General features: G+C 38.3%; 14 protein-coding genes. 3 read left to right on the top strand and 11 right to left on the bottom strand.

The window, feature by feature from the left end:
* Positions 1-12 precede the first annotated feature (12 nt).
* Both Q0E03_RS02245 and Q0E03_RS02240 read left to right on the top strand, forming a co-directional pair.
* Entirely contained in the window at positions 13-303 is a 291-nt protein-coding gene (locus tag Q0E03_RS02245; protein WP_297129035.1) for a hypothetical protein, read from the top strand.
* Between the two features lies 1 nt (position 304).
* Positions 305-580 carry a DUF1294 domain-containing protein gene (locus tag Q0E03_RS02240; RefSeq protein WP_294837526.1) on the top strand — a complete coding sequence of 92 codons (276 nt, stop codon included), beginning with the start codon at positions 305-307 and terminating at the stop codon, positions 578-580.
* A gap of 13 nt (positions 581-593) precedes the next feature.
* Here the strand turns inward: Q0E03_RS02240 and spoIVA are convergent, their stop codons facing one another.
* The 6 genes from spoIVA to Q0E03_RS02210 form a co-directional block, all read right to left on the bottom strand.
* Positions 594-2,069 carry a stage IV sporulation protein A gene (spoIVA, locus tag Q0E03_RS02235; protein WP_297129032.1) on the bottom strand — a complete coding sequence of 492 codons (1,476 nt, stop codon included), beginning with the start codon at positions 2,067-2,069 and terminating at the stop codon, positions 594-596.
* A 9-nt stretch (positions 2,070-2,078) separates the two neighbouring features.
* A complete protein-coding gene (locus Q0E03_RS02230) occupies positions 2,079-3,560 on the bottom strand; it encodes a LysM peptidoglycan-binding domain-containing protein (protein ID WP_297129027.1) in 1,482 nt (493 codons plus the stop codon).
* A gap of 120 nt (positions 3,561-3,680) precedes the next feature.
* Entirely contained in the window at positions 3,681-4,961 is a 1,281-nt protein-coding gene (gene clpX, locus Q0E03_RS02225) for an ATP-dependent Clp protease ATP-binding subunit ClpX (protein WP_294837505.1), read from the bottom strand.
* Between the two features lie 12 nt (positions 4,962-4,973).
* Positions 4,974-5,564: an ATP-dependent Clp protease proteolytic subunit gene (locus Q0E03_RS02220; RefSeq protein WP_273338023.1), complete on the bottom strand. Its 591-nt coding sequence runs from the start codon at positions 5,562-5,564 to the stop codon at positions 4,974-4,976.
* Between the two features lie 32 nt (positions 5,565-5,596).
* Positions 5,597-6,877, bottom strand: coding sequence for a trigger factor (tig, locus tag Q0E03_RS02215; RefSeq protein ID WP_297129023.1), 1,281 nt, complete (start codon positions 6,875-6,877; stop codon positions 5,597-5,599).
* Positions 6,878-6,981: 104 nt separating this feature from the next.
* Positions 6,982-7,662, bottom strand: a complete 681-nt coding sequence (locus Q0E03_RS02210) for a metallophosphoesterase (RefSeq protein WP_297129020.1) — start codon at positions 7,660-7,662, stop codon at positions 6,982-6,984.
* Between the two features lie 63 nt (positions 7,663-7,725).
* On the opposite strand from Q0E03_RS02210, the gene Q0E03_RS02205 reads away from it, so the two are divergent.
* Entirely contained in the window at positions 7,726-7,896 is a 171-nt protein-coding gene (locus tag Q0E03_RS02205) for a DUF1540 domain-containing protein (RefSeq protein WP_078769015.1), read from the top strand.
* A gap of 46 nt (positions 7,897-7,942) precedes the next feature.
* Here Q0E03_RS02205 and thrC read toward each other — a convergent pair whose 3' ends face one another.
* The 5 genes from thrC to rplS all read right to left on the bottom strand — a co-directional run bounded on the left by thrC (position 7,943) and on the right by rplS (position 11,767).
* Positions 7,943-9,439 carry a threonine synthase gene (gene thrC, locus Q0E03_RS02200; protein WP_297129017.1) on the bottom strand — a complete coding sequence of 499 codons (1,497 nt, stop codon included), beginning with the start codon at positions 9,437-9,439 and terminating at the stop codon, positions 7,943-7,945.
* A gap of 35 nt (positions 9,440-9,474) precedes the next feature.
* Positions 9,475-9,825, bottom strand: a complete 351-nt coding sequence (locus tag Q0E03_RS02195; RefSeq protein WP_297129012.1) for a YraN family protein — start codon at positions 9,823-9,825, stop codon at positions 9,475-9,477.
* A complete protein-coding gene (locus Q0E03_RS02190) occupies positions 9,822-10,448 on the bottom strand; it encodes a ribonuclease HII (RefSeq protein ID WP_297129009.1) in 627 nt (208 codons plus the stop codon). Before Q0E03_RS02190 ends, Q0E03_RS02195 begins: the two co-directional genes overlap by 4 nt.
* Complete coding sequence (gene ylqF / locus Q0E03_RS02185; RefSeq protein ID WP_294837499.1) at positions 10,448-11,311, bottom strand: ribosome biogenesis GTPase YlqF; 864 nt, start codon at positions 11,309-11,311, stop codon at positions 10,448-10,450. Before ylqF ends, Q0E03_RS02190 begins: the two co-directional genes overlap by 1 nt.
* A 111-nt stretch (positions 11,312-11,422) precedes the next feature.
* The gene (rplS, locus tag Q0E03_RS02180; RefSeq protein ID WP_288529093.1) at positions 11,423-11,767 is read right to left on the bottom strand and encodes a 50S ribosomal protein L19; all 345 of its coding nucleotides are present in this window, start codon (positions 11,765-11,767) and stop codon (positions 11,423-11,425) included.
* Between the last annotated feature and the right edge of the window lie 34 nt (positions 11,768-11,801).

Genomic DNA, 11,801 nt, shown 5'->3' with positions numbered 1-11,801 from the left:
TGAGGTGATTTTATGGAATACAGACTCGGCAAAGGCAAAAGAATATTTGAGCAAGGAGAAACCGCTGTTCTTGAATGTCCGAATTGCAAAAACAAGGTTCAATTTTCTGTTTTCACAAACTTGGATACAAAGCTAATTCCACAACTTCCCGTTGTAAAATTCGAAAATGTATATTTTCTCGTTTGCCCTGAATGTGCATCGGTTTTCGGTGTTGACAACAAAAAAGGTGTTAACTTTAGAAACGGCGAAAAGCTTGCTATCGGCAACTATGATTTAAAGGAACTCAAAAAATTTGAAGTATGAAATTATAATAATATATCTTATTGTAATCAACATTGTCGGTGCGATAGTCAACATCGTTGACAAGCAGAGAGCAAAAAAGAACAAATGGCGCATATCCGAAGCGACACTTTGGACAATTGCACTCCTCGGCGGTTCAATCGGAAGCTACATCACAATGAAAACAATCAGACACAAAACGCAACACAAATCCTTTATGATTGGCTTTCCTGCAATCATTAGTTTTCAGGTTGCAATAATAACATATTTAATACTTAAAACAGAATTCGGCAGTTTTTGACTGCCGAATTTTTTTATAAAATGATACAAATTAAACCGCTGCAACCCTCATTGATTACCCTTTCGATCGTTTCTCTAAACTTATCCCTTGCCTCATTCGGCATACGATACAGTTTGTTGTTCAAGCCCTCATTAACAAGAGAGTGAAGCGATTTTCCGAAAATATTTGTTTCCCATATCTGTGACGGATTATTTTCAAACTCCTTGAGCAAATACATCACGAGTTCCTCGCTTTGACTTTCGCTGCCGACTATCGGAGCAACCTCCGTGTAGGTATTGCACTTTATCATATGAATTGACGGAGCGTGAGCCTTTAGCCTTACACCGTACTTTCCGCCTTGTTTCATAATTTCCGGGTCTTCAAGCGACAGCTCATCAAGGGTCGGCATAACAATTCCGTAACCTGTTTGTTCAACCTGATTGAGTGCGTCCTTAATGCGTGAATATTCCTTTTTAATCTTTGAAAGTGCAGAAATTTCTCGCATTAAATCCTGTTCGTTACTGATTTTTATTTCGCACTTTTCGGACAAAATACTGTAAAAATACGAATTGTCAATATTCGCCTTAACGCTGACCTTGCCACAGGACAAATCAACTGATGTAACGCTGATATCCGTTATTTCATCAATAGCGGAAACACAGTTTATATAATCACTTACGGAACGGACATTAGAAACTTTTGACGAATTTTCAAGGACTGCGGAAGTCACAACGGTTCGCATTTTGTCGTCCTCGTCAAGACTTCTAAACCAATTAGGCAAATCAATTCCGATACTTGTAACAGGAAATTCATACAAAATTCCCGAAATAATATCTTTGATTTTGTTTTCATCAAGTTCAAGGCAATTCACGGGAATTACAGGTTTGTTGTATTCCTTTGACAGTTTACAAGCCAAATCCTTGCACGCTTTACTGTTTGGATTTGTGCTGTTCAAAAGAACAACAAACGGTTTATTTATCGCTTTGAGTTCGTCTATAACACGCTTTTCAACCTCGGCGTATTCATTTCTCGGTATGGGACTGATTGTGCCGTCTGTCGTCACTACAAGGCCGATAGTTGAATGTTCTTCAATAACCTTTTTAGTGCCGATTTCAGCAGCAAGATTAAACGGAATTTCCTCCTCGCTCCACGGAGTCATCACCATTCTTGGTGTTTCATCCTCAAAGTATCCCTCGCTGCTCGGAACAATGTATCCGACACAATCAATCATTCGCACCTTAAATTTTGATGAATTGTCAAGTTTCAGTTCAATTGCGTCTTCAGGAATAAACTTCGGTTCGGTAGTCATAATCGTTTTGCCTGCCGACGATTGCGGAAGTTCATCATTCGCTCTTTGCTTTACAAAGTCGTCATCAATATTTGGAATTACAAGAGTTTCCATAAACTTCTTAATAAAAGTTGATTTGCCGGTACGAACAGGACCGACAACTCCTATATAAATATCTCCGCCTGTTCGCTTAGAGATATCGCTGTAAATATCAGTATTCATATTTCCTCCTTATAATCCCGGAATAATAATTACCTTGTTGCTGTCAAGACTTTCACAGGTAATGTTATTCTCTTTTTTTATAAGCTCAATATCAGATGAAAACTTCTTTGCAATATCCCACAGTTTTTCGTTTTGTTTTCCAAAATACAAAGTCAGAGCAGGAACGCTCACAGCATCATCTGTGCATTCGATTTCACTCAGAGCATTGATCGTCTTTTGCTTTCCCATATATCCGCAATAGCTGTACATAATATTGACGGAAATATTCTTATCATTAACAATTGTGTAATCAAAAGAAGAAACAAATGCAGAACTTGCAATTTCTGAATTTTCGGTTTTGATTTCAATCGTCTTTGTTTGAGTGATATATTCTATTCCCTTTTCGGCGGATTCAGCCAAAACAGAAATCTCAAACTCAATGCACAGTTTATTGTTTTTTTGAGTACAACTGCCGACAACTGCACTTAAATCATAAATTTTAGTTATTGAAGCGGACAAATCAAGCGACAGTTTTGTATTCTGAGAATTGTTTACATACTGACCGTTTGTTAAGCAATCAAAGGAAGAATACGAATTTTTTGTTTTTTGACCGACAATGTAACCGTCGGAAATTATATTTTTACATTCTTCTTTAATAACAATCACAGCAAGAGACAAATCGCCGTACAATTCAATTTTCCCACCGTTATCATCAGTTGAACTCTTTGCTTTGACATACAAACTGCCCTTGCTGATTTTTGCAATACAACTGCATTTTTCGTCAATGCCCGATATTTCAACTATTTTGGAGGCTTCGAAAGTAAAGTTAGCTTTGTCAATCTTATTTTCGTTATTTGTATACAAAACCGAAAGCGAAACATTCGATCTAATCAAAGCCTTATCCTTAATAGTCTTAATGTCCGTTGAAGTTGCATACAGTTCAAAACTGACAACTCTGTTTATTCCGTTTGAATTTGCAGGCAAAGTAAATGATTCTTCAACATCAATTTTGGATATAACCGCATTTTCAACATAAGCAATTTTTTCTTCAGATTTTCTTAGTTTTGATTTTTCACACTTACAGACACAAGGGCAACTCTTTTTGTCAAAAACGCTAACATTAAGAGCAAAAGAAGTGTGAACATCAATTCGTCTTTGGTTAATTATCCTAAAATTACAGTATTTATTGCATACTGAAGCAATGCCAAAAGCATATTCAGACACACTGTCAATCGCAACACTTTCGTTGAAGTCCTCAACAAAATCTGTGTACAAAAGTTCATTTTGCTCATTATAATAGGTCAAACAAATTTCTGTCTTACCGATTATGTAAACGGTCGAATCCTTTATATCGCAAGAGGTCACATAACTGTGTGCGGTGCACTTCACCACCTTAAAAATATCATCAAGATAGGCTTCGGGTGTTTCCTGATAATTCTTGTCTATGTTTATAGCTTTGCAAAACACTAATTCATTCTTTTCAAGGCAAGAATATTCTTTTTCGAGTTCCATAATTTTGCTCCTTTCTATTTCAATTAAGACTATGCGAAAGAAACAAAAAATATCACAGCTTGGCAAAAATAAAACACCGAGAATGAAAAAACATTCTCGATGCAGTTAAAACATATTAAATTATGCGTTTTTGATGTCCTTTGGATGAAGAACAGTCGGCTTTCTTGATTTGTTTGTAAGAAGAAGCGGCTGAGTTGAATTACGAACCGAATCCTCAGTTACAACGATTTTTTCAATAGAACAATCAGACGGAACGCTGAACATCAAATCACCCAACACACTCTCAAACACCGAGCGAAGTCCTCTTGCGCCTGTTTTTCTTTCAAGTGTAATGTCAGCCATTGCTTCAAGAGCACCTGGTTCGAATTCAAGTTCAACATTGTCCATTTCAAACAACTTGGTGTACTGCTTAACGATTGAATTCTTTGGTTCTGTCATAATCTTAACAAGAGCTTCCTTGTCGAGTTCATCGAGAACCGTAAGAACAGGAATTCTGCCGATAAGTTCAGGAATTAAGCCGTATTTAACCAAATCATGCTGATTGATACTTCTAAGGACTTCTTCTTTATTGTCAACATTCTTTGAAAGTTCAGAGCCGAAGCCGAGTGAACCTTTACCCAAACGCTTTTCAACAATTTTGTCTATACCATCAAATGCACCGCCACAGATGAACAAAATATTTGTTGTGTCAATCTGTATAAATTCTTGTTGTGGATGCTTTCTTCCGCCTCCCGGAGGAACGTTTGAAACTGTACCCTCAAGGATTTTAAGAAGTGCCTGTTGAACGCCCTCACCGCTTACATCACGGGTGATAGAACGATTTTCGCTCTTGCGGGAAATCTTGTCAATTTCGTCAACATAAATGATGCCACGCTGTGCTTTTTCAATATCAAAATCAGCAGCTTGAATCAAGCGAAGCAAAATATTTTCAACATCCTCACCGACATAACCTGCTTCGGTAAGTGTGGTTGCATCTGCGATAGCAAACGGCACATCAAGGATTTTTGCCAAAGTCTGTGCAAGCATTGTTTTGCCGACACCAGTCGGACCAAGAAGCAAAATATTGCTTTTTTGCAAATCAACATCAGAACCATTATCATAATAAATTCTCTTATAATGATTATAAACAGCAACAGAAAGATTTTTCTTTGCTTCATCCTGACCTACAACATATTCATCAAGTTTTGCCTTGATTTCCATAGGTTTCGGAATAACCATTTCTGAAAACTTCTTATCATATTTTGGTGCAGGCGTGCTCTGACGAATCAAATCCTCGCACAAAGCAACACATTCATCACAAATGAATACACCCGGACCTTCGATAAGACGGTTAACCATAGATTCGCTCTTGCCACAGAAAGAACATCTGGCTACATTTACATTAGTCTCGTCTTTTGCCAAAACCGATACTCCTTATCTTTTCTCGATTACTTTATCAACAAGACCGTATTCCATAGCCTCGTTTGCAGACATCCAATTATCTCTGTCTGTATCCTTAACAAGTGTTTCGTAATCCTTGCCACAGTTTTCAGCAAGAATTCTGTTAAGTTTTTCTTTAGTCTTTAAAAGATTTTTAGCAGCAATTTCAACATCTGTTGCCTGACCTGTAATTCCGTTACCGCCAACAAGAGGTTGGTGGATAAGGATTTCGCTGTTTGGCAACGCAATTCTCTTGCCCTTTGCACCGCTGCTCAAAAGGAAAGCACCCATACTTGCAGCCATACCGACACAAATTGTTGAAACATCACACTTGATGTAGTTCATCGTGTCATAAATAGCAAGACCTGCGGTAACAGAGCCGCCAGGAGAATTGATGTACAAAGAAATATCCTTTGTGCTGTCCTGACTTTCCAAGAACAACAACTGTGCAACAACGAGTGACGCTGTTTGATCGGTTACTTCATCAGACAGAACAATAATTCTGTCTGACAAAAGTCTTGAAAAAATGTCTACGCTACGCTCGCCTGAGCTTGATTGTTCAATTACATAAGGCATTGATGCCATACTTATCACTATCCTTTAATTAGAATGGTTAATTACTCTTTAACAGCGTTGTCAACGATAAAGTCAACAGCCTTGCGAGTAGTAATATCAGCAGAAAGTTGCTCTGTCGGAACAGCAGTCTTAATCTTGTCAGCTTCCATATTGTACTGTTCTGCAAGTTTGTTGATTTCTGCTTCGATTTCTTCTTCAGAAGCCTCGATGTTTTCAGCCTTTACGATAGCGTCAAGAGCAAGCTTTGACTTAACTTGTTGCTTTGCGCCCTCCATAAATTGTTCCTTGAACTGATCCATTGTTTGACCGAGATACTGAAGATATGTATTGAGGTCAAGACCCTGCATTTGAAGTCTGTATGCATAATCCTGTACCATTTCATCACACTTTTGAGTGAACATACATTCAGGAATTTCAACTTCCATATTTTCGCAAACTTGCTCAAGAATTTGATTTTCAAAATCAATCTTTGCATTTTCTGCTTTTCTGTCAGCGATTTGTTTCTTCAAATCTTCTTTAAGTTCATCAAGAGTATCAAACTCTGATACATCCTTTGCAAATTCATCGTCAAGTTCAGGAAGTTCCTTAGCCTTGATTTCATTAATCTTACACTTGAAAACAGCGTCCTTGCCTGCAAGTGAAGGTTCATACTGCTCAGGGAATGTAACATTTACATCAAATTCCTCGCCTGCCTTATGACCTGCAACTTGCTCTTCAAAGCCCGGAATGAAGCTGTTTGAACCAAGTTCGAGAGGATAATTCTCGCCCTTGCCGCCGTCAAAAGCAACATCATCGACAAAGCCTTCAAAGTTAATGTCGCAAGTATCGCCCATTGCAGCCTCTCTGTCCTCAACAGTTACAAGACGAGAGTTTCTCTCCTGCATATTCTTGAGTTCTGTTTCAACATCTTCATCAGTTGCGTCTGTATCGAGCATCTTGCCCTTAATGCCCTTGTATTCGCCAAGCTTTACTTCAGGATATGTAGTAACCTTCATTGTGATTACAACGCCCTCTGCCTTACTCATTACAGGGAAATCAACATCAGATGGCTGGTCAACAACATTAAGACCTGCTTCTTCAAATGCAGCACCTACTGCTTCAGGATAAACGATTTCAAGAGCTTCTTCATAGAAAGCGCCTTCGCCGTATACCTTTTCAATCATACCCTGAGTAGCCTTACCCTTACGGAAGCCAGGGATCTGGATTGATTTTCTTTGCTTCAAATAAGCCTTTTTGCATGCTTCTGTAAATGTTTCTGCATCTACAGTAATTTCAAGTTCATAAACATTTGTCTCTACTTTATTAGATGACTTAAGTGCCATAATAATGACCCTCCTTAATTAAATTACAATTTGATACCGTAGCATTATACCACATAAACAAACATATTTCAATATATTTATTAAATAAATTATTATATATAATATTAACGAATCAGCTTTGGTGTAAAGCCTAATCTGTCACAAGAAATAAGTCTGAACTCAATTCCGTCAACTGTGTCGTCAATCGCCATTTTAGCTGCTATACCGTGAAGATGCCCATAATAGCATTTTTTTATACCATATTGTTTGAGCAAATTCAAAATTTCATCACATTTGGTGTCGGTTGTAATCGGCGGATAATGGAGAAAAACGATTTTTTCCTCACATTCTGCGCTGTCAAGCGACATTTTCAGTCTGCCAACTTCCCTGTTCAGCACCTTTTCATCGTGTTCATCGTTTATATCGAACAGCCAGCCTCTGCTCCCGCAAATAGAAATATTTTCAACCGAATACGAATTATTCGAAAGAATTTTTATTGTATCAAAACCGTGTTGTTCGATAAATTCATTCATTTTCTTGGCAGTATTCCACCAATAATCGTGATTTCCTTTTAGAATAATCTTTTTGCCTTTTAGGTTATTGATAAACTCAAAATCAGCAACAAGCCGGTCAAAATCCATTGCCCAGCTAATATCTCCTGCGATGACAACCGTGTCATCATCAGTCACTAATTTGTTCCAATTTTTTTCAATTCTGCCAACATAATCATTCCAACCCGGGAATGAATCCATCGGCTTGTCTGTGCCGAAAGACAAATGAGTATCGGCAATCGCAAAAATTGACATAAAATCTCCTTGAATAAAAGCAAAAATAAACTAAATAATAAATTTGAAGGGAGTGAAAGCAAAATGAAGCAAGAAATTAAAGGAATCAACTGCGAAGTTAAAAACTGTATTCATCACGATATGTCAAACTGCTGTACAGCAGGAAGTATCAAAGTAGGATGCACAAACGCAACTTCAACAAACGAAACAAATTGTGAAACATTTGAATGTTGCAGCGATTGCAACTGCAATTAAGCTACACTCAATAAAAAAGAGGCTCAATAACGGGCCTCTTTTATTTTTACAAATTCAAAAGTTTAAATACCATTTCGCTCATATTTTCTTTGTCGCAAACATTGTTAAAGCGAACCGCCTTATCTTTAAGTGCCTGAAGCGGTTTTGGAACATCAACGCCCGAAACCTTGTTGAGTTCATCAACCATTGCAAATTCATCAAGATTTGCTTCTTCACCGCCCATAACAGCAGTCAAAACGCTCTTTGAGAACTTATACGGTGAAGCAGTTGAGTCAATAACAGTAGGAATGTCATCGCCTGTACGCTTTACATAATCGTCATAAACTTCAACAGCAACAGCTGTGTGAGTATCGCAAAGATAATGATATTTGTCAAAATGCTCTTTGATTGTTGCATCAACGCTTGCTTCATCACAGCAACCCGCATCAAAAACAGTTTGGATAGAGTCAATGAGAGTCTTTGAAACCTCGTACTTTCCGTCTGTTGCAAGAGCGTTCATAAGCTCATTTACAAGATTGTCATCCTCGCCGCTCATATGGTAAAGGAGTCTTTCAAGGTTTGACGAAATAAGAATATCCATGGACGGTGAAGTTGTTATGAAGAACTTTCTGTTCTTGTCGTATTCACCTGTCTTTAAGAAGTCTGTGAGAACATTGTTTGAGTTTGAAGCACAGATAAGTTTCTTAATCGGAAGTCCCATATTCTTTGCATAATAAGCCGCAAGAATGTTGCCGAAATTACCGGTTGGAACAACAACATTAATCTCATCACCGAGAGCAATTCTCTTTTGTTCAAGCAAATCGCAATATGTTGAGAAATAGTAAACAATCTGAGGAACAAGTCTGCCCCAGTTGATTGAATTTGCAGATGAGAACATCATATTCTTCTGTGCAAGCTGAGCCTTAATATCATCATTTGTAAAGATAGCCTTTACAGCGCTTTGAGCATCGTCAAAGTTACCATTAATTGCGCAAACAGAAACATTCTCGCCGTCCTGTGTTGTCATCTGAAGTTTCTGCATCGGAGAAACACCGTCAACAGGATAGAACACAAGAATTCTTGTGTTGTCAACATCCTTAAAGCCCTCAAGAGCAGCCTTGCCTGTGTCGCCTGAAGTTGCAACAAGAATAACGATAGTTTTGCCGTCAGCCGTTTTTTTTGCGGAAGCAGTCATAAGATAAGGCAAAAGCTGAAGCGCCATATCCTTAAATGCACAAGTCGGACCGTGCCATAATTCAAGAATATTCTTGTTGCCTGCAACATTTACTGTCGGTGCAATTTTTGATGAAGAAAATTTTTCAGCGGCATAAGCGCCGTTTACGCAATAGTCAAGTTCTTCCTCGGAAAAGTCTGTCAAGAAATCCTTGAGAACTGTCTTTGCTCTTTCTGTATATGGCATATCAACCATAGACGCAATTTTATCAAGTGAAAACTTCGGAAGCTCACATGGTACGAAAAGTCCGCCCTCTTCGCTGATACCCTGTGCAATAGCCTGCGATGCAGTTACTTTTATATTTTTATTTCGTGTAGAAGTATAGAACATAATATGTCCTCCTAAAATTTAGTAGTACTATTTTATTACAAACTAAAAGCATTTTCAAGATGTTTAATGGATTTTATTCGGTTATTCTCCAAAAAAACCTCAATCACATCAAATCTCGGCTGTAATTTAATCTTATATTGTGACATATAGAGGTTGGCTGTTGAAATAATTTTTCGTTGTTTAACCTCATCAACAAACTCTCTCGGTTGAGCAATGGAGTTTTCACTCCTTGCTTTTACCTCAACAAAAACAATGAAATTCTTATATTCAAAAATCAGGTCAATTTCGCCGAAACGGGATTTATAGCTATGTTCAATCAGATAATAGCCTTTTCCTCTTAAATAATTTGCGGCTTTCATTTCCGCAATTCTGCCCTTATTATTCATTTTTTAGCGTACCATGTTTTCAAAAAAGTTTGCCTATGGATTTCGCTTGCACCAAACTCATCAAGCATTTCATAATGGAGTTTTGTTCCGTAACCCTTATGCTTTTCAAACTTATATTCAGGGTATTTTTCTGCCATTTCAAGCATATATCTATCCCTTGAAACCTTTGCGAGAATTGAAGCGGCGGCAATAGACACAGAATTAGCGTCGCCCTTGACGACAGCCTCACAATCAATATCCAAATCAGGTGTTTTGTTGCCGTCAATCATTGCAAAATCGGGCTTGATTTCAAGTCCCTCGACAGCCTTTTTCATCGCAAGAAAAGTTGCGTTAAGAATATTTATTTCGTCAATGGTTTTCTCATCAACAGAAGCGATAGAATAGTACAACGCTTCTTCCTTTATCTTATCAAAAAGAGCCTCTCTTTTCTTTTCTGAAAGTTTTTTTGAATCGTTTACGCCCTCGATTACTTGACCTCTGCCAAGCACAACGGCAGCGGCAAACACAGGACCTGCAAGCGGTCCTCTGCCTGCTTCGTCAACACCGCAAACACAGGTGTAGCCGTTTTCATAAGCTTCATTTTCAAATTTGAGCCAATCAATTTGTTCTGTTTCTTTTTTCATTACGGTAATTCAAGGGTAATTCTACCCAATTTTCCTCCTCTGAATTCATCGGCAACAATAACGGCTGCTCGCTCGTAATCAATTTCTCCGCCTTTTATCAAAAAACCACGCTTTTTGCCAATCATTTCAAGGATTTCCCAGCCTTGAAGTCCCTCAACACCTGAAATTTTATATCTTTCCTCGATAGCGCTCGGATTTGTTTTTGCAAGGCTTTCAAGCAATCTGCAAGCGATGGTTTCCTTGTCGGTTACTTCATCCTTTACAGAACCGATAAAAGCAAGTTTATCGCCAACTTCGGGGTCGTCAAACTTCGGCCACAAAACTCCCGGAGTATCGAGAAGCTCAATTCCGTTTCCGACAATAAACCATTGGTTTTGCCTTGTAACACCCGCTTTGTCCGCAACCTTTGCTTTTGCGTTTTTGCCCATTCGATTGATGAATGAGGACTTGCCCGTGTTCGGAATACCGACAACCATAAGACGAAGCGGTTTGCCTGTCATTCCCTTTTCTTCATTCTTGGCAATAACTCTTGCCAAAGCCTTTTTTACGACCTCGTCAAACTTGTTAAGACCTTTTCCTGTCTTACAATCAACAGGTATGGCATAAGCACCCTTGCTTTCAAAATACTTTATCCACATTGATGTGGCAGTTGGGTTTGCAACATCACATTTATTGAGCAAAATTATTCTCGGTTTATTCTTTATTATTCCGTCAAGTTCAGGATTTTGTGAGCTATACGGCACTCTTGCGTCAAGAATTTCAACAACTCCGTCAACAAGGTTGAGCGACTCTTTTATAAGTCGTCTTGTCTTTGCCATATGCCCCGGAAACCACTGCACATTCTGTTTTATCAGTTCAGGCATATCATTCACCTACCATATATATTTAATGTATTATACAATAAAACACAATTATTTTCAAATAAAAAACAAGCCGTATCACAGGCAAACCTACGATACGACTATTTTTGGTTATTATCTAAGTGCTTCCTTAACCTTAGCAGCCTTACCAACTCTATCACGAAGATAATAGAGCTTAGCTCTTCTAACCTTACCGGCACGGATAACCTGAACATCAACTACGTTAGGTGAGTGAACCGGGAATACACGCTCAATACCAACGCCGTATGATACTCTGCGAACTGTAAATGTTTCAGAAATGCCTGAACCTCTCTTTGCAATTACAGTACCCTCAAAGTTCTGAATTCTCTCTCTTTGACCTTCACGGATGTTAACAGAAACCTTTACTGTGTCACCAATGTTGAACTTTGGTACTTCTGCCTTGATGTTGTCTTGAGCAATAATCTTAAGTGCGTCCATTTTATTTTCCTCCTTTATAATTTATGAGATGTTC

It is taken from the genome of uncultured Eubacterium sp. (genome assembly GCF_934525195.1).
Lineage (GTDB): Bacteria > Bacillota > Clostridia > Oscillospirales > Acutalibacteraceae > Eubacterium_R.
This window is presented reverse-complemented; position numbering and strand designations above follow the sequence as displayed.

Coding starts and splice junctions, on each gene's coding strand:
- Q0E03_RS02190 (WP_297129009.1), bottom strand. CDS start 10,448: ATGAAAAAAGAAACAGAACAAATTGATTGGCTCAAATTTGAAAATGAA.
- ylqF (WP_294837499.1), bottom strand. CDS start 11,311: ATGCCTGAACTGATAAAACAGAATGTGCAGTGGTTTCCGGGGCATATG.
- thrC (WP_297129017.1), bottom strand. CDS start 9,439: ATGTTCTATACTTCTACACGAAATAAAAATATAAAAGTAACTGCATCG.
- Q0E03_RS02195 (WP_297129012.1), bottom strand. CDS start 9,825: ATGAATAATAAGGGCAGAATTGCGGAAATGAAAGCCGCAAATTATTTA.
- Q0E03_RS02205 (WP_078769015.1), top strand. CDS start 7,726: ATGAAGCAAGAAATTAAAGGAATCAACTGCGAAGTTAAAAACTGTATT.
- rplS (WP_288529093.1), bottom strand. CDS start 11,767: ATGGACGCACTTAAGATTATTGCTCAAGACAACATCAAGGCAGAAGTA.
- tig (WP_297129023.1), bottom strand. CDS start 6,877: ATGGCACTTAAGTCATCTAATAAAGTAGAGACAAATGTTTATGAACTT.
- Q0E03_RS02230 (WP_297129027.1), bottom strand. CDS start 3,560: ATGGAACTCGAAAAAGAATATTCTTGCCTTGAAAAGAATGAATTAGTG.
- Q0E03_RS02210 (WP_297129020.1), bottom strand. CDS start 7,662: ATGTCAATTTTTGCGATTGCCGATACTCATTTGTCTTTCGGCACAGAC.
- Q0E03_RS02220 (WP_273338023.1), bottom strand. CDS start 5,564: ATGGCATCAATGCCTTATGTAATTGAACAATCAAGCTCAGGCGAGCGT.
- spoIVA (WP_297129032.1), bottom strand. CDS start 2,069: ATGAATACTGATATTTACAGCGATATCTCTAAGCGAACAGGCGGAGAT.
- Q0E03_RS02245 (WP_297129035.1), top strand. CDS start 13: ATGGAATACAGACTCGGCAAAGGCAAAAGAATATTTGAGCAAGGAGAA.